The sequence below is a fragment of the Mesorhizobium sp. BR1-1-2 genome, from assembly GCF_020165435.1.
Classification (GTDB): domain Bacteria; phylum Pseudomonadota; class Alphaproteobacteria; order Rhizobiales; family Rhizobiaceae; genus Mesorhizobium.
Map to the genome: position 1 here is coordinate 390,435 of NZ_JAIUID010000002.1, position 16,224 is coordinate 406,658.

Below are 16,224 nucleotides of genomic sequence, written 5' to 3' on the forward strand. Positions count from 1 at the left end.
TCAAACCACCCCGAGCAGATGCAGCGCGAACCAGATCCAGCCCAGCAAAAGAATCACTGCCCCCAGGAAGAAAGACCGGCTGCGCAGGAGCAGATTGTTGCTGCTCAGGTGAACCCAGGCGTGAACATAGCGGGTCGCGACGAAGATCCACATCAGCGCCAAGGTCAAATAGTTGACGCCGTTGGTGAGGTGCAACATCAGGCACAGCACATAGAAAAGCACCGGCAGTTCGAACTGATTGCTGAGATTGCTGGCAACGGTCACGCAGGAGGCCGGCTCGGTCGAGCGCGCCTTGTACTGGCTGACTTTGGCTTCGCCCGATTCGATGGCGACATATCTGCGCCGGGCCATGACGCCATAGACGATGTAGACCAGCAGCACGTGCGCCAGAATGGGCCAGAAAATCGATGTCTGGTTCATGAACCCTCCCCTGCCCCGTACCCACAGGTCAATTCTGTTTCTGGGCCACCAGCCAGAAGACGGCAATGATGATCACTGGAATTGCGAGCAGCGCGAATTTGGTGACGATCAGCGCCGAGGCGAGAGCCAGGGAATCGGGATTGGCCGATAGGAAATCCGACAGAAGGCGGGCCACGGCGATGTTCTGGGCGTAGTTGGCGATCGTGTAGGGCAGCACCAGGATTAGTGCGAAGATCGATTGTATCTGGCCCGGAAGCACGCGGAAATTCCTCAACCGCCTTCCCGTTGCCAGGATCAGGCTGACCAGCGTCACCGACAACAGCGCGGGGAACAGAAGATCGAAGGTCAGATAGTGCCAGACCAGGATGATCTCGCCGCCGCGCCGGCCGAGCGCCGTCAGCCAGGCCATGCCTTCATCCGGCGTGAAGCCGAAAACGCGCATGTCGAGCGACGGCAAACCGCCGCTCAACTGGCGGAAATAGAAGAACTCCATGAGCGTCATGGCGATGAAAACCGCCACCGATGCGGTGCAAAGGGCGGCAGCGTGGCGCGACAGCCGCAGGATGGTCGCGGCCAGATTGCGCCAGAACGTGTCCTGGTCGGGCCGATCAGGCTCCGCCGGGATAGTTGGGGCTTTCGCGGGTGATCGTGACGTCATGGGCGTGGCTTTCACGAAGTCCGGCGTTGGATATGCGCACAAAGGTGGCGCGTTCGCGGAAATCGGCAAGGTCGCGGCCACCGACATAACCCATAGCGGCTTTCAGGCCGCCTGCAAGCTGGTGCAGCACGCCAGACACAGGTCCTTTGTAGGGAACCTGCCCTTCAATGCCTTCCGGCACCAGTTTCAGCGTGTCGCGAACCTCCGCCTGGAAGTATCGGTCGGCCGAGCCGCGCGCCATGGCGCCAACCGAACCCATGCCGCGATAGGCCTTGAACGAGCGGCCCTGGTGCAGATAGACCTCGCCGGGGCTTTCATCGGTGCCGGCAAGCAGCGAGCCGATCATGGCGGCACTGGCGCCGGCGGCAAGCGCCTTGGCCAGATCGCCGGAATATTTGATGCCGCCATCGGCGATCACCGAGGCGCCCGATTTGTGCGCGGTCTCCACCGCCGACATGATGGCCGAAAGCTGTGGAACGCCGACGCCGGCGACGATGCGGGTGGTGCAGATGGAGCCGGGGCCGATGCCGACCTTGACGGCATCGGCGCCGGCGTCGATCAGCGCCTTTGTGCCCTCGGCGGTGGCGACGTTGCCGGCCAGGATACGCACCGAATTGGAGAGTTTTTTCGCCCGCGTGACGGCGTCAAGGACGCGCTGCGAATGGCCATGCGCGGTGTCGATGACCAGAAGGTCGACGCCTGCCTCGATCAGGCGCTCGGCGCGCTCGAAACCGTCGTCGCCGACGCTGGTGGCGGCGGCCGCGCGCAGACGCCCCTGGGCGTCCTTGGTGGCATGCGGGTTGAGCTGCGATTTCTCGATGTCCTTGACGGTGATCAGGCCGACGCAATTGCCCTGCTTGTCGACGACGACGAGCTTTTCGATGCGATGCTGATGCAGAAGCCGCTTGGCCTCGTCCTGGTCGACATTCTCCTTGACCGTGATCAGGTTCTCACGGGTCATCAATTCGTAGACCTTCTGCGCCGGATCGGAGGCGAAGCGCACGTCGCGATTGGTCAGGATGCCGACCAGCCGGCCGCTCTTGTGGCCGCCGGAGCCGCCATTCTCGACAACCGGAATGCCCGAGATCGAGTAGGTGCGCATCAGCGACAACGCGTCGGCGAGCGTCGCGTCGGGACCGATGGTGACCGGGTTGACCACCATGCCGGATTCGAATTTCTTCACCTGCCGCACCTGCTCGGCCTGCTCGGCCGGCGAGAAATTGCGGTGAATGACGCCGATGCCACCGGCCTGCGCCATGGCGATGGCTAGCCTTGCCTCGGTGACGGTGTCCATGGCCGCCGACAGGATCGGCACGTTGAGGTCGATGTCGCCGGCAATCCGGGTGCGGATGTCGGTCTGGCCGGGCATGACCTCGGAGTGGCCGGGCTGCAAAAGCACGTCGTCAAAGGTCAGCGCCAGCGCGCCGGTGGACGTTTCGATGATTTTTGCCATGGCCAGCCCTTGTGAATGCGGGAAAAGCGCTGGACCGGGATGGACAGCGCGACTCTCTTCTTCCCTTTCAGGATTGGCGGTGGCTGGTACCACGTCCCGGCACGGAAGAAAAGCCGATCGTTGCAGACGCTTCAGCTTCTATTGCGAACCAAGGAAAGCATCCAGCAAAGCGTGACGCGGCGATGCAAAGGGATTGACGACGGTTACACCGCCCCAGGTGAAGCCGTCCTGCAGGTCTTCCGACAGAAGCAGCCGGCAACCCGTTTGGGATGCAGCGGAAAGAATGACTGCATCCCAGATGCCGAAGCGATGGTCCGCCGCAAGATCGACAGCCATCGTCATCATCTCCGGCGTCGTCCCGGCAACCGGGAACGCGTCGCGCCAGCTAAGCAGCGCATCCCGAGCCTCCTGGCGCGACCTTCCGGCCTTGCGGACGAGGACATTGAACAGTTCGCCCAGGACCTGGACTGGAACAATGGCAGCATCTTGTGGAACCTTGCGCAGCAGTTCAAGAACCTGGTCGCGTTTGTCTACGTTGTTAACGCCCTCTGCGTAGGCAAGAATGTTGGTGTCGAGCGCGACCCTCACAGGTCATCCTCGTAGAGCTCATCGCGGGTCCAGCGTCCTGCATTGGCAATCGGCTGCCGTTCGAGCCGCGACAGCAATGCCGCGCGCGAGCGGGAGGCCACGCCTTCGTGCCTCTCCGCAGGCACGATCCGTGCCACCGGCCGGCCATGGCTTGTCACGACATAGCTCTGGCCCTCGCGTACCTCACGCAGGATGCGAGAAAATCTGCGATTGGCATCGGCTGCCGAAACGGCCTCTTCCATAATCATAACGCCCTGTAGTTATTTTCACTACAATAGTGATAGTGCCCACTTTTTGCAAGTAATTGTGTATCGCAGCCGCCACCGGAGGTTGCGGTCTCATAAAAGTGACAGCAATTTAACACGACATTGGTGTCCAGCCGTGATAACCGCCCTGCCTGCCGGCAAACTCCCGGTCGGCAACATCTGGAATCAAGCCCGGACGCGTTCCTTTGAACCGAACCATTCCGCTCATATTGGCGGTCGCTCTTTTCATGGAAAACATGGATTCGACCGTCATCGCGACATCGCTGCCGGCGATCGCCCTCGACATCCACACCAGCCCGATCGCGCTCAAGCTGGCGTTGACCTCCTATCTTGTGTCGCTGGCGATCTTCATTCCGATCAGCGGCTGGATGGCGGATCGCTTCGGCGCCAAGAACGTTTTCCGCGCCGCGATCGCGGTGTTCATCGTCGGTTCGGTCGCCTGCGCCGTTTCCGGCTCGCTGCCGGCCTTCGTGGTGTCGCGTTTCCTGCAAGGCATAGGAGGCGCCATGATGACGCCGGTCGGGCGCCTGGTGCTGGTGCGCGCCACGCCCAAGAGCGAACTTGTCGCGGCGATGTCCTGGCTGACCGTGCCGGCATTGGTTGGCCCGCTGGTCGGACCGCCGATCGGCGGCTTCATCACCACCTACTTCACCTGGCACTGGATCTTCCTGATCAATGTGCCGATCGGCCTGATCGGCATCTGGCTGGCCACCCGCTTCCTGCCTGAAACCGAATCGATGGAGACGCCGCCGCTCGATTTCATCGGCTTCGTGCTGAGCGGGCTGGCGGCGTCCGGCGTCGTGTTCGGCCTGTCAGTGATCAGCTTGCCCTATCTGCCGCCGGCGACCGGCTTCATCACCGTGGGCGTCGGGCTGGTGTCGGGCGCTCTCTACCTCATGCATGCGCGCCGTGCCAGGAACCCCCTGCTGGCGCTCGACTTGTTCCGCAACCAGGTATTCCGCTCCTCGGTGCTTGGCGGCGGACTGTTTCGCATCGGCATCGGCGCCGTGCCGTTCCTGCTACCGCTGATGTTCCAGATCGGTTTCGGGCTGACGCCGTTCCAGTCCGGCATGATCACCTTCGTCTCCGCGATCGGCGCCATCGGCATGAAATTCGTCACAGCGCTGATCTTCCGCGTCGTCGGCTTTCGTCGCGTGCTGATCGTCGGCTCGCTGGTGGCGGCCGCGTCGATCGCCGTCAACGGGCTGTTCACGCCCGACACGCCCTATCTCCTGATGCTCGCCATGCTTTTGGTCGGCGGCTTCATCCGCTCGATGTTCTTCACCGGGATCAACGCCCTCGCTTACGCCGAGGTTTCGGCCGAGGACACGAGCAAGGCGACGCCGATCGCCGCCGTGTTCCAGCAACTGTCGATCGCGCTCGGCGTGGCGGTTGCCGGCGGCATCCTGGAAATATCGACGAATATCCATGGCAGGTCGCTGACACTGGCCGATTTCCACACCGCCTTCTTCATCGTCGCGGCAATTTCCGCCGCCGCATCGCTGTCGTTCATGCGGCTGGCACCCGATGCCGGCAACGCCGTATCGGGCCACGGCCGCCTGACCATTCCCAAGCCGTTGGAACCGGTGAGGTCGCCGGGGGAGTGAGCTTTTCCCTTCTCCCTTGTGGGAGAAGGTGGATCGGCGCGCAGCGCCGAGACGGTTGAGGGGTGTTCCAGCGGAGTGAGACATACCGTTCCCTGGAACACCCCTCATCCGACCTCGCTGCGCGAGGCCACCTTCTCCCACAAGGGGAGAAGGGAAGACGTTACTCGCGGCCCGCCTCTCTTCCTTTGAAATCCTTTGCCAGTAGATACAGCTCCACCGATTCATCGCGCGACGCAGGCGGCTTGACGTGGTGGACGGAGCGGAAATTCTTCTTCAGCATCGAGAGCAGCTCGTTTTCGGCGCCGCCCTGGAACGTCTTGGCCAGGAAATGACCGCCGGGCTTCAGCACTGACAGCGCGAAATCGGCCGCGACCTCGCACAGATGCATGGTGCGGATGTGGTCGGTTCGCTTGTGGCCGGTGGTGGGCGCCGCCATGTCGGACAGCACGATATCGGGATCGCCGCCCAGCGCCTCGGCCAGCTTGCGCGGCGCTTCAGGGTCGAGGAAATCCATCAACAGCACCGGCGCGCCGGGCACCGCGTCCATCTCGAGATAGTCGATGCCGACGACATGCGGATTTTCCGCCGTCGATTTGGTCCGTGCGGCCGCGACCTGGCACCAGCCGCCGGGGGCCGCACCAAGGTCGATCACCTTCATGCCGGGTTTCAGCAGATGGTGCTTGTCGTCGATCTCAATCAGCTTGTAGGCCGCGCGCGAGCGGTAGCCGTCAGCCTTGGAGCGTTGGACGTAGGGATCGTTGATGTGGCGCTGCAGCCAGCGGCGCGACGATTCCTTCAGCCCGCTTTTCTTCTTGATCCGCGTCTTCAGCACGCGAATGCCGGCCGAGCCCGGCTTTTCCGGTTTCTTGGTCATTGGTTGATTTCTTTTTTGAGCGGGATCATGTCCTGCCGCGTCCATCGTTGCGCCAGACGCCGTCATCGGCCATCAGCTCGCTCAATATGCCCTCGCGCAGGCCACGGTCGGCGACGCGCAGCCGCTCCGACGGCCACACGGCGCGGATCGCTTCCAGGATGGCGCAGCCGGCCAGCACCAGGTCGGCGCGATCGGCGCCGATGCAGGGGTTGGCTACGCGCTGCTGGAAATCCCAGCCGACCAGCTTTTCGACCATGCGGTCGACGCTGTCCCTGTCCATCCACAGGCCGTCGACGCGGCGGCGGTCGTAGCGTTCGAGATCGAGATGGACGCCGGCCAGCGTCGTCACCGTTCCGGAAGTGCCCAGCAGATGAAAGTTCGGGCTGGCCTTGAGGTGGCTTAGCCTGTCACGCCCGTCGAAGGCGGCGAGCCGGGCTGCGACGTCGTCGACCATGGCGCCAAAAATTTCGCGCGTCACCGTGCGGCCACCGAAACGCTCGGCCAGCGAGACGACGCCGACCGGCAGCGACGTCCACGACACGATGTGGTTGGCAAGCCGCGGCGAGCGGCGGCCGGTGAGATCGATCAGCGCGATCTCGGAGGAGCCGCCGCCGATGTCGAACAGCACGACGCCCTGCGTGTCGCGCTCGACCAGCGAACCGCAGCCTGATACCGCGAGCCGGGCTTCGGTCTGCCGGTCGATGATTTCGAGCTTCAAGCCCGCCTCGCGCTCGACGCGCTCCAGGAATTCGACGCCGTTCGCCGCCGAGCGGCAGGCCTCGGTGGCGATCAGCCGCGCCTTCCTGATCTTGCGGTTGCGCAGTTTCTCGCCGCAGACCTTCAGGGCCTCGACCGCGCGGTCCATCGCCGGTTGGCCGAGCCGGCCATTGGCCGTGAGCCCCTCGCCCAGGCGCACGATGCGCGAAAAGGCGTCGATGACGCGAAACTGGCCATGACGCGCCGGCACGGCGACCAGCAGCCGGCAATTGTTGGTGCCGAGGTCGAGTGCGGCGAATACCGGCAGTTCCGGCATTGGCGGCCGACGAGCCCCCGGTTCGGGCCGCGCCACCGCGATGGGCGGCGAGGCTATGCCCGCGGGTGCAGGCGCCGCGCCAGGACCGGGCGCCGGCGCTCCGTTCACCGCGGGACGAACACCGTCGCGCGCAAAAACCTTGCGCCCGCGCCGGCGTTTGCGTCTTTTCTTGGGCTTGCCCTTTTGATGATGGTTCGCGTCGCTCGCCTGCCCGTCGGCGGAGCGTGGCTCCGTCGGGCGGCGTTGCTGCCATTTGGCGGTCCCCAGGCCTGCCGGCTCCGGGGAAGCGCTGGACGCGCCCACCTCCGGCGCGCCGGCGCCGGTGTCGCGGTCTTCCACTGTCGTTCCTTCCGGCGCCGCGCGAACCGGCGAACGGACGCAGCAGGCGCTTCTTTGTTTCAAGTTGCCGCCAGACTAACAGCGCCGGCCCGGATCACCAAGTGCCGCGTGGCACGAATTTTGCCGGCTGTCCGCAAACCGCCTGCCGCCGCGTCTTACGCAAAGTGGGGGCAAACAGCGACTTTCAGCACAAATGCATGCAGGGACGGCCGCATGGCCGGGCCGATATTCCGGCTCGGTTGCCGATTTTCCGGCTCTTGCCAGAGCGGCAAGGCCCGGCGGTTGAATAGCCGGCTTCGATGAGGCATTTCTGAAATGAGGGGGCAAAGCGATCGGAATCGCCGACCGCTTTCCCGCGATGACAGCGAAGGAAACGGACCCGCAACGCATGGCAATCAGGCAATGAACTGGAGACGCTATTTCTGGCCGGTCGTCGGCATCGGGGCGGTGATTTTCTCGCTCCTGCTGCTCTGGCACGAATTGCGCGGCATTTCGCTCGACGATGTCTGGGACGGTATTGCAGCGATCCCGGCGAGCGGCTGGATCCTGGCGGGGCTGAGCTCGGTTGTCGCCTATGCCTCGCTCGCCGGATACGACCACATCGCGCTCCTGCATATCGGCAAACGCGTGTCGTGGCTGTTCGTCACGCTGTGCTCCTTCACCACCTACGCGCTGTCGCACAATATCGGCGGCTCGGTGTTTTCGGGCGCCGTCATTCGCTACCGCGCCTACGGCACGAGGGGATTGAGCGGACAGGATGTCGGCGTGCTGGTGGCGATCTGCTGGATTACTTTCGTGCTGTCGACGGTGCTTGCCTCCGGCCTCGTTCTGGTGTTCGAGCCGCAGATCATCGATCGCTTTTCGGGCATTGCCCATCACGGCCTCTCGCGTGCTGCGGGCATCGTCATGCTTGCCGTCGTCGCCGCCTACATCTTCGGCAGCTGGCTGCATCTGAGACCGCTCAAGATCGGCAGTTTCCAGCTTCACTATCCGGCGCTGCCGATCGTGGCGCGGCAATTGCTGATCGGCCCGATTGAGCTGGTGGCGGCAGCCGCGATCATCTTCTTTGCCTTGCCCGAGCCCCACAACCCCGGCTATTTCGTCGTTCTCGGCGTGTTCCTCGTCTCCTTCGCGATCGCGCAGATCTCGCACGCGCCGGGCGGGCTGGGCGTGTTCGAGGTGGTGTTCCTGGCCGGGCTTTCCGACATGGACCCCGTGGGCGTGCTGGCGGCCCTGCTGGTGTTCCGGCTGTTTTATCTCATCGTCCCGCTGTTTCTGGGCCTGGGCATCGTGCTCTACTTCGAGCGCTCGCAGTTCGGGCGGACAGGCAATTGAAAAGCCGTGCCGAAACATCACAATTGAAACACCGGCAGGCTTGACTATTTTCTGCTGGCGGCTACAAGGCAGCGCTCACAGCGGCTCAGCCGCTCGGCCCGCGCGGTTCATGACCACGCCTGCTGGGGAATAGGTTAACGGTAGACCCACGGACTCTGACTCCGTTAGTCCTGGTTCGAATCCAGGTTCCCCAGCCAGCTTTCTTTTCTGCAACAAAATCAATGGCTTACAAGGAATTCAATTTTCTGATGTAGGCTAATCTAGGGATCAAATTAGGGATCGTCCCTACCGTTTGGCTTCTCGCCGGATCAGGCAGCCCATGAATGTTAGAACTCAGGCGCGGGACTGGGGGTGAAGAGGCATGGACCGATTCAGATTCTTTGGAAAGACATACAAGGACAAAGAAGGCATAACGCGCATCAAATACAAAGACTCTGGGAAAATAAGCGAACGAATATATTACGATCTAAAAGCATTTTCTAATGCATGCGAATATGCTTCGTCGCATAATTTTTCACGACGACATAATGCACGCTTCCAACGGTCTCGCCATCGTTGCGATGATCAAGATTATTACTATAACCAGATTATAACCGCCAGCGAAAGTGATTTCACTGTTTCGAAATTATTTATTATTTGTAGATTTTCGAACTCGAGCTATGCAGCGATGCGGCTTGCGTGCATGGGCTGATTTTGGACGCAATGGGTTGCCTCAAGACAGCCTTCGAAGCCCTGCAATACAGCCGACTAATTTCGTTGAAACCCGAGGAGGCCTCCACCTTCCTCGATCCAGAGAAGTCTTTGCGCCCGGTCGAAGTGCGTAAACGCCTAGAGGCGTTAGGGCACGATGCGGAGCAAGCGCGCAAACGCTATTCGATGCTGAGCACTTTTACTCACGTGGGCGGAACGGGCGAGACGCTGACACTTGAGCAAATTGACGAGAATGTGTCTTTCCGCATTGGAGGCTACATCGACCCCGATCTTCAACGCGGAATCATTCGGGACTGCCACACGGCCGCAGGTGAGCTAATTGCTTTCAGCGCTGGCGTTCGACAGGAAAACGTCGAAAAGTATCACCAGACGATCAAAGATTGGAATTCGGAGGGTATCTCTCCGGAAGAGATAATGCGACGTATTCCCGACTTGGTGAAGGCGCATTCCTAACCACGAAATTGGATCATATCAGCCAAATCGAAAGCATGTGCAATCTCTACAACATCACCAGCAGCCAGGACGCCATGCGCGAGTGGACGCCTCCCAACGAATCTTGACGGCCGGCTCTGCCTATGGTCGGTTGCGACGGGCAATCTATCTTGGGGCAGGTTCATGAATATAAAAGACGCCTATAACGCTGCTGCTCGCTTGCAAGCGAACATTAGTAAATACAAATTACTTCAAGCCAGTTTGCAATCCGGATCGCGGAACACGCCTAAACAGTGGAGTTCTGAATTCATACGGCTGTTTGAGGATCTTGACTTCGAGGAACGTAAGTTACTCCGCGAAATCGGGCAATACCAAAAGCTACTTGAAGTTTATGATATCGTCAAGGACGATCAGAGTCAGGTGTCCGTATTTGTTATCCAAAATGCTTCTGAAGCACTTGGCAGAGTTAACGCCTACGTTCAAGCAAATTCTCCCTTTGCTAAAGGTGGAGAGAATCATGGCGCTCAGGATTCAGTCGAAATAACCTTTCCAATTGCGTCATTGAAATCGACAACCTTCGAATTAACAGAAGAGATCGATTGGTTTTTTAAGTTATTTAACCGTGTATCTGCTGAATTTAGCGACGAAGAAAGGCCAACGATTATCAGTGTCGATAACGTCGACTTATCAATTGCAGTCGCAATTGATTGGAAATTCCTTCTTGTAATACTTCTTATATGGACGCGGTTCCAGAAATACATGAAGGATTCTCAAGAGATAAAAAGCGCAATTTCTACGTTAATCGAGAAAGGCCTTGACGACAAGAAAGCGGACGAGCTTGAAAAAGAACTCGAGAAGCAGTCCGACCAAATAATTGAGGAAGTAATAAAAGAGTATGAGAAAATAGCCGGGCAACAGTCTAAAGCAGGTTGGCAATCATCCTTCACACAATTTGCCCACCATCTTTTCAAGGCTAAAGACAGAGGCTATCGCCTAGAATTCATGGCAGGGCGGGACAGTAACGGGGCACTTCTCGCGGGAAGACCACCGGCGTTTGTAGAGGCTGTTCGAGAACTTAGTTATACGCGCGAGAACGATTGGGGCGGTGCTGGGCGAACTGAATTGCTCAGTAAACCCAGGGCCACGCCGGACGGCACATAATCTGCCAAGGATGAAACTCCGCTTCTAATAAGATTGAAAAGCCCGCCAGGGTGAGCGGCGGCCGCACTTTTTAAGTTGCTGCCATGGTGAAGAAAGGGCGCGGCGACGAGCCGCGCCCTTGTTTGGCTCAATCGGCGGAACTAGCCGATCTCGAACGTCCCGTCGGCTTTAAGCTTAGTGCTAGCCGATGCCAGAATATCGGCCGGCATGACACCGGCGAACGCGTCTCGCGTTCCAACCGGCAGCCCGATCATCACGGGTTGAAATATCGGGGCGGCCTCTTACCTCCGTGAAGGGCGGGCGAACAATCCAGCAGATCGGAGAGCGGTTTTGGCGTCTCGCGGGATTCGACTACCGGCTATCCTGTTTCTTCTCACCGGCATGGTCACGCTCTGGTCCTGCGTCGTTCCCGACGATACGTCCAAGCTTGCGAAAGAGGATCCCACGACGGCAGCCGCCAAAAAGGAAATGGTCGGTCTCAGCGAAGCGGATCTGCGAATGTGCGCGGGATTCCCCACCGCCACCGCCGACGAAGGAGCATCGGGGCAAATCTGGAGCTACGAGCGCGCGGTGCAGCGGGGCAATGTCAATGTCGTGCTTCCTACCTTCGCGGTGGGCCCTATCCCTTCCGTCGGCGGTTCGTTGAATGTCGCTCCGGGCGGTTATTGCAACACACAGGTGCGCATCGTCGATGGCCGTGTGGCTGAGGTGGCCTATGCCGGCGACAACAACCTTCCAAACCGCCGCGATGGGCTGTGTGTCAGCGCCGTCGACGCATGCGTCGTCTATGCACGCAAACAAAACAAGGCCAAGCTTGGCAGTTGAGGGGCGTTCGGCACCGGTGCGGGTGAGCCCGGCGTTGCCGAAGGCGCTGCACGGGCTGGTGCAATGCGTGACATGGCGCGGCGAGAGCGAGGCGTTGCCGGCACTGCAGGCAAGGTTGGCCAAGGCGGATGTGCCGATCAGTTCATCATGCCTGTACAGGACGAGCGTGCAGCCGGCGCCGAACTGCTGCCGTTGAGCCTATCATCACATGCATCCGCGGCAACCGGGCGCTCCTGGTCCGGGTTCTCTTGCTGGCAATCGGTGATCTCGACCCAGGTGCGGAGGAATGGAACCAGATCGATCCTGCAACGTCATAGAAGCAGGTGCTCATGCAGGAGTGTGACGTCGATGACCAGGCTCCTTCTCGTCGCGGCGGTTGTGCTCGCCATGGCGTGCGACGTATCAGCGGCGGCAAAGCTGGATGCCGCAACCGTCAACAACGCGCAATTCGACGACAGCGATGCGAAAGGCGTCAGTGCGACCGTGCTGAAGGCGCAAATCCTTCTGGATCGCGCGCGCTTCTCGCCGGGCTTGATCGACGGCCGCGCCGCAGAGAATTTCGCCAAGGCGGTCCAGGCATTTCAGGCGGCCAACGGGTTGCCTGCCTATGGCAAGCTCACGCGCGAGACCTGGGACAGGCTGGCCGCGGCGTCCCCCAGCCCGGTGCTCGAGACCTACGAGTTGACGCGCAAGGATGTGCGCGGACCGTTTACCAGGCGAATTCCGGCGCGCATGGAGAGAATGGCCCGCCTGCGCAGGCTTGGCTACCACAACGCGGCGGAAAAAATAGCGGAGCGCTTCCACGTCAGCCAGCAATTGCTTCAACGGCTCAACCCCGGCGTCGGCTTCAGGAAGGCCGGGCAAAAGGTGCTGGTGCCTGCCGTCACCCGAGGCGATCCGCCCGCAGGTGTTACTGACGTCGAGGTCGACAAGGGCGCTCGCCAGCTGCGCGTGCGCGACCCTTCCGGCAAAGTGCTTGCGGTGTACCCCGCCTCGATCGGCAGCCAGGAGAAGCCGGCGCCGAGCGGCCAAGCGGAGGTCAAACGCGTGGTGCACAACCCAACCTATCACTACGATCCCGACTTCGCCTTCAAGGGGGTGAGGACCAAACGCCCCTTCACGATCGCCGCCGGGCCAAACAATCCGGTGGGTTCGGTCTGGATCGATTTGTCCATCGAAAGTTACGGCATTCACGGGACACCCGACCCAAGCAAGATCGGGAAAACCTTCTCGCATGGCTGCATCAGGCTGACCAATTGGGACGCCGAAGACCTCGCCTCCGAAGTGCACGAAGGCACGAAGGTCATCTTCACCGGCGAGCCGGTGGGATCAATCACCCAGGGATCGCCGTAGCGGCATCCCGGGAGCGATTCACTTGGACTTGGCTGCTGTCACTGAAGCGTTGTCAGCCTTGCCGTTAGCCGGTCGGCGCCTCAATTCACGGCTGATCTACCCCAGCCACTTCTCATAGTCGGACACCAGCAAGTGCAGCGGGGCGACGTCCTCATCGATGTTGGAAAAGCGGCCGATCGGCTCGCGAAACACGTTGTCGGTGAGATCGTCATTGACGGTCGACACCTCGCCGATCAGCACGTCCTTGCCTTCGGCCCAGAAGGCATGCCAGACGCCGGGCAGCAGCGTGACGCTCTGGCCCGGGTCGAGCTTCAGCAGTCCGCCCGCCGGCAACCGGTGGATGGTTCCGTCGACAGGCACCGACACCTCGGCCTTGGGATCGATGCCGCCGTCGCGATCATGCATGAACAGTTCCAGCACCAGCTTGCCGCCGCCACGGTTGATGATGTCCTCGGCCTTGATGTTGTGGCGGTGCATCGGCGACAGCTGGTCCTTGCGCGAGATCATGATCTTCTCGGCATAGAGCATGCCCATGCCCTTCTTCATGTCCTCGTAGCGGCCGTTGCGCACGGTGAACAGGAACAGGCCGAGCTCCTTGAATTTTTCCTGCCCGTAGTCGGTGATGTCCCAGCCGAGCCGTGAGGTGAAGATCGCAGAGGAATCGACCTGGCGCGCCTTCATCTCTTCCGGCGACCAATAGGCGAAGGGCGGCATGATGTAGCCGAACGAGCGGATGAAAGCGTCGGCTTCGCGGATGATGTCGTTGATGGCGGAGCGTTTCATGATCGTGGTCCTCGTGTCGACTTTTCCGACAAACCGCATAGCCGAACGGCGATGCGGTGTCGATCCGTATTGCCCGATCCCGGCTCGCGGCGTGGCCGCATGGAACCACGGATCCGCTTGGCTGGCCGGGTGACACAAGACACTTTCAGGGTCATAACCCTTGCGGATTCCACAGGGTGACAGATGATGCCGACCATCCACGACCTCGATACGCCATCGATCCTGATCGATGCCGCGCGCGCCGAAGCCAATATTGCCCGCGCGCAGGCGCATGCCGACCGCCACGGGTTGAAGCTCAGGCCGCACATCAAGACGCACAAGCTGCCCTATTGGGCGAAGAAGCAGGTCGCCGCGGGCGCGGTCGGCATCACTTGCCAGAAGATCGGCGAGGCCGAGGTGATGGCCGATGCCGGACTGACCGACATTTTTCTCCCCTACAACATCCTTGGCCGCGCCAAGCTGGAGCGGCTGAAGGCGCTGCATGGGCGCGTCACCCTATCGGTGACGGCGGACAGCATGGAGACGATCGAAGGCTTGGCCGCCACCTTCACCGATGCCGGCCATCCCCTGCCGGTCCTGGTCGAGTGCGACACCGGCATGGGCCGCTGCGGCGTGCAGACGGCCGGTGAAGCGGTTGGCCTGGCAAGACAGATCGACACGGCCAAGGGCCTCGCCTTTGGCGGGTTGATGACCTATCCGGCCGCGGGCCGCGCGGCGGAGGCCGAGGCCTGGCTCGCCGGCGCCAGGCAGGCGCTGGCCGCCTGCGGCTTTGCCTGCGAGCGCGTCTCCAGCGGCGGCACACCCGACATGTGGCGCTCCGGCGAAGACAGCGTCGTCACGGAATACCGCCCCGGCACCTACATCTATCTCGACCGCTACCAGGTCGCCAAGGGCGTCGGCAGTCTCGACGATTGCGCGCTGACAGTGCTGTCGACCGTGGTCAGCCATCCAACGGCGACGCGTGCCATCCTCGACGCCGGCAGCAAGGCGCTGTCGAGCGACACGCTGGGGCTCGCCGATTTCGGTGAGCTGTTAGGCGTTGCGGGAGCGCGGGTGACGGGCCTGAGCGAGGAACACGGCACGGTGACGCTGTCAGGCGATGGCAAGCTTCGCATCGGCGAGCGCGTGCGCGTGGTGCCCGATCATTGCTGCGTGGTGACAAACCTGTTCAATGAGGTCAATTTGATCGACGGCGAGACGGTGCTGGAAACCCTGCCGGTGGCCGCGCGCGGGCTGATGGGGTGATTCAAGCCGCGCGTATGCGAGTGCTCCAGTCCCTTCGAACGCCGGCGGGACAGCGCCCCCCTCTGGAGCTTCCTTGCCGGGCGGAGTATTGCCGCCGACCGACAAGCCCGGTGCGTGGCTCTGTACGGGGCAGGGCCTGCCGGCCATCTCCCCCACTGGGGGGAGATCGGCAGCTTTGGCGCCGGCTCTTCCTTTGCAACGTTTGAGATTGGCGAAACAATATGCGACAGCCAATCTCCCCCCTCGTGGGGGAGATGTCCGGCAGGACAGAGGGGGGCGCGAAGGAACTCGATGGAGCCCGAGTGATCCAAAGGTGGGATCAGTTGGCTTGCCGCGCCGCGACCCGCCGCATCGCAATCACCCGCCGCCGGCGTATTTCGGTGCGCATCGCCATCAGGTGCAGCGCGAAGAACAGCACCGTGAAGCCGATGGCCATCACCAGCAGCGGCCAGAGCATCGAGGGGTCGATGGTCGATCCGCCCATGCGGAACACCGAGGCCGGCTGATGCAGCGTGTTCCACCAATCGACCGAGAATTTTATGATCGGGATGTTGATGAAGCCGACCAGCGTGATGATGGCGGCGGCCCAGGCGGCGCGGCCGGCGTCATCGAGCGCGCGGGTCAGCGCGATGATGCCGAGATACATTAGGAACAGCACGAACACCGAAGTCAGCCGCGCGTCCCACACCCACCAGGTGCCCCACATCGGCTTGCCCCAGATCGAACCGGTGATCAGCGCCAGCGCGGTGAAGACGGCACCTATGGGGGCCGCCGATTTCAGTGCGACATCGGCCAGCGGATGGCGCCAGACCAATGTGCCGAGCGCCGAGAGCGCCATCAGCGTGTAGCACATCATGGCCAACCAGGCGAAAGGCACATGGATGTACATGATGCGGACGGTGATGCCTTGCTGGAAGTCCTCGGGCGCGGTGAAGCTCATATAGAGCCCGGCGGCAAGGGTCAGCGCCGCAATCGTCGCCAGCCACGGCACGACCCGGTCGGCAAGCGCCACGAACCGTGTCGGGTTGGCAAGATCGGTCCAGCCGCTCAGGCGTGAAGTGCTGTCGCTCATGCCGCTTTAAATAGCCCGGCTATGCGTCTGGGGCAATCGAGGGAGTGTCGCAGGCCTTGTCACCTCCCC

The 16,224-nt window shown here is 61.6% G+C and carries 16 protein-coding genes and 1 tRNA gene; 8 read left to right on the forward strand and 9 right to left on the reverse strand.

Going from position 1 to position 16,224, the window contains the following annotated elements; all coding sequences use genetic code 11:
• The 5 genes from LB551_RS05285 to LB551_RS05305 all read right to left on the reverse strand — a co-directional run bounded on the left by LB551_RS05285 (position 1) and on the right by LB551_RS05305 (position 3,361).
• Positions 1 to 420, reverse strand: coding sequence for an MAPEG family protein (locus tag LB551_RS05285; protein WP_224658451.1), 420 nt, complete (start codon positions 418 to 420; stop codon positions 1 to 3).
• 28 nt (positions 421 to 448) lie between these two features.
• The gene (locus tag LB551_RS05290; RefSeq protein ID WP_140549118.1) at positions 449 to 1,078 is read right to left on the reverse strand and encodes a hypothetical protein; all 630 of its coding nucleotides are present in this window, start codon (positions 1,076 to 1,078) and stop codon (positions 449 to 451) included.
• Complete coding sequence (gene guaB, locus LB551_RS05295; protein WP_224622580.1) at positions 1,029 to 2,531, reverse strand: IMP dehydrogenase; 1,503 nt, start codon at positions 2,529 to 2,531, stop codon at positions 1,029 to 1,031. The genes LB551_RS05290 and guaB overlap by 50 nt, the downstream gene beginning before the upstream one ends.
• Positions 2,532 to 2,669: 138 nt before the next feature.
• Positions 2,670 to 3,119: a PIN domain-containing protein gene (locus LB551_RS05300; RefSeq protein ID WP_224658452.1), complete on the reverse strand. Its 450-nt coding sequence runs from the start codon at positions 3,117 to 3,119 to the stop codon at positions 2,670 to 2,672.
• Positions 3,116 to 3,361, reverse strand: coding sequence for a type II toxin-antitoxin system Phd/YefM family antitoxin (locus tag LB551_RS05305; RefSeq protein ID WP_140549120.1), 246 nt, complete (start codon positions 3,359 to 3,361; stop codon positions 3,116 to 3,118). The genes LB551_RS05300 and LB551_RS05305 overlap by 4 nt, the downstream gene beginning before the upstream one ends.
• Positions 3,362 to 3,570: 209 nt before the next feature.
• Here LB551_RS05305 and LB551_RS05310 point away from each other — a divergent pair, with 209 nt between their 5' ends.
• Entirely contained in the window at positions 3,571 to 4,992 is a 1,422-nt protein-coding gene (locus tag LB551_RS05310; protein WP_224658453.1) for an MFS transporter, read from the forward strand.
• Between the two features lie 160 nt (positions 4,993 to 5,152).
• Here the strand turns inward: LB551_RS05310 and LB551_RS05315 are convergent, their stop codons facing one another.
• Both LB551_RS05315 and LB551_RS05320 read right to left on the reverse strand, forming a co-directional pair.
• On the reverse strand, positions 5,153 to 5,866 hold the full coding sequence (locus LB551_RS05315) for an RlmE family RNA methyltransferase (protein WP_224658454.1): 714 nt from the start codon (positions 5,864 to 5,866) through the stop codon (positions 5,153 to 5,155).
• Positions 5,867 to 5,891: 25 nt separating this feature from the next.
• Entirely contained in the window at positions 5,892 to 7,238 is a 1,347-nt protein-coding gene (locus LB551_RS05320) for a Ppx/GppA phosphatase family protein (protein ID WP_224658455.1), read from the reverse strand.
• 402 nt (positions 7,239 to 7,640) lie between these two features.
• Here LB551_RS05320 and LB551_RS05325 point away from each other — a divergent pair, with 402 nt between their 5' ends.
• The 6 genes from LB551_RS05325 to LB551_RS05350 all read left to right on the forward strand — a co-directional run bounded on the left by LB551_RS05325 (position 7,641) and on the right by LB551_RS05350 (position 13,055).
• Positions 7,641 to 8,573, forward strand: a complete 933-nt coding sequence (locus tag LB551_RS05325) for a lysylphosphatidylglycerol synthase domain-containing protein (RefSeq protein ID WP_224658456.1) — start codon at positions 7,641 to 7,643, stop codon at positions 8,571 to 8,573.
• Positions 8,574 to 8,696: 123 nt separating this feature from the next.
• A tRNA-Gln gene (locus LB551_RS05330) sits at positions 8,697 to 8,770 on the forward strand.
• 481 nt (positions 8,771 to 9,251) lie between these two features.
• A complete protein-coding gene (locus LB551_RS05335) occupies positions 9,252 to 9,737 on the forward strand; it encodes a hypothetical protein (RefSeq protein WP_224658457.1) in 486 nt (161 codons plus the stop codon).
• A 162-nt stretch (positions 9,738 to 9,899) separates the two neighbouring features.
• Positions 9,900 to 10,877 (forward strand): hypothetical protein, encoded by a 978-nt coding sequence (locus LB551_RS05340; RefSeq protein WP_224658458.1) that lies wholly within the window; start codon positions 9,900 to 9,902, stop codon positions 10,875 to 10,877.
• A gap of 330 nt (positions 10,878 to 11,207) precedes the next feature.
• Positions 11,208 to 11,702: a hypothetical protein gene (locus tag LB551_RS05345; RefSeq protein WP_224658459.1), complete on the forward strand. Its 495-nt coding sequence runs from the start codon at positions 11,208 to 11,210 to the stop codon at positions 11,700 to 11,702.
• Positions 11,703 to 11,765: 63 nt separating this feature from the next.
• Positions 11,766 to 13,055, forward strand: coding sequence for a L,D-transpeptidase (locus tag LB551_RS05350; protein WP_318012717.1), 1,290 nt, complete (start codon positions 11,766 to 11,768; stop codon positions 13,053 to 13,055).
• Between the two features lie 96 nt (positions 13,056 to 13,151).
• Here the strand turns inward: LB551_RS05350 and LB551_RS05355 are convergent, their stop codons facing one another.
• Positions 13,152 to 13,838 (reverse strand): D-lyxose/D-mannose family sugar isomerase, encoded by a 687-nt coding sequence (locus tag LB551_RS05355; protein WP_140560557.1) that lies wholly within the window; start codon positions 13,836 to 13,838, stop codon positions 13,152 to 13,154.
• Positions 13,839 to 14,024: 186 nt separating this feature from the next.
• On the opposite strand from LB551_RS05355, the gene LB551_RS05360 reads away from it, so the two are divergent.
• Complete coding sequence (locus LB551_RS05360) at positions 14,025 to 15,083, forward strand: D-TA family PLP-dependent enzyme (protein WP_224658584.1); 1,059 nt, start codon at positions 14,025 to 14,027, stop codon at positions 15,081 to 15,083.
• 319 nt (positions 15,084 to 15,402) lie between these two features.
• Here LB551_RS05360 and LB551_RS05365 read toward each other — a convergent pair whose 3' ends face one another.
• Entirely contained in the window at positions 15,403 to 16,155 is a 753-nt protein-coding gene (locus tag LB551_RS05365; RefSeq protein WP_224658460.1) for a heme ABC transporter permease, read from the reverse strand.
• Between the last annotated feature and the right edge of the window lie 69 nt (positions 16,156 to 16,224).

What these genes read in the sequence shown, in the direction of transcription:
- LB551_RS05285 (WP_224658451.1), bottom strand. Translation starts at nt 420, where the DNA reads ATGAACCAGACATCGATTTTCTGGCCCATTCTGGCGCACGTGCTGCTG.
- LB551_RS05290 (WP_140549118.1), bottom strand. Translation starts at nt 1,078, where the DNA reads ATGACGTCACGATCACCCGCGAAAGCCCCAACTATCCCGGCGGAGCCT.
- guaB (WP_224622580.1), bottom strand. Translation starts at nt 2,531, where the DNA reads ATGGCAAAAATCATCGAAACGTCCACCGGCGCGCTGGCGCTGACCTTT.
- LB551_RS05305 (WP_140549120.1), bottom strand. Translation starts at nt 3,361, where the DNA reads ATGGAAGAGGCCGTTTCGGCAGCCGATGCCAATCGCAGATTTTCTCGC.
- LB551_RS05315 (WP_224658454.1), bottom strand. Translation starts at nt 5,866, where the DNA reads ATGACCAAGAAACCGGAAAAGCCGGGCTCGGCCGGCATTCGCGTGCTG.
- LB551_RS05325 (WP_224658456.1), top strand. Translation starts at nt 7,641, where the DNA reads ATGAACTGGAGACGCTATTTCTGGCCGGTCGTCGGCATCGGGGCGGTG.
- LB551_RS05340 (WP_224658458.1), top strand. Translation starts at nt 9,900, where the DNA reads ATGAATATAAAAGACGCCTATAACGCTGCTGCTCGCTTGCAAGCGAAC.
- LB551_RS05350 (WP_318012717.1), top strand. Translation starts at nt 11,766, where the DNA reads ATGCGTGACATGGCGCGGCGAGAGCGAGGCGTTGCCGGCACTGCAGGC.
- LB551_RS05355 (WP_140560557.1), bottom strand. Translation starts at nt 13,838, where the DNA reads ATGAAACGCTCCGCCATCAACGACATCATCCGCGAAGCCGACGCTTTC.
- LB551_RS05360 (WP_224658584.1), top strand. Translation starts at nt 14,025, where the DNA reads ATGCCGACCATCCACGACCTCGATACGCCATCGATCCTGATCGATGCC.
- LB551_RS05365 (WP_224658460.1), bottom strand. Translation starts at nt 16,155, where the DNA reads ATGAGCGACAGCACTTCACGCCTGAGCGGCTGGACCGATCTTGCCAAC.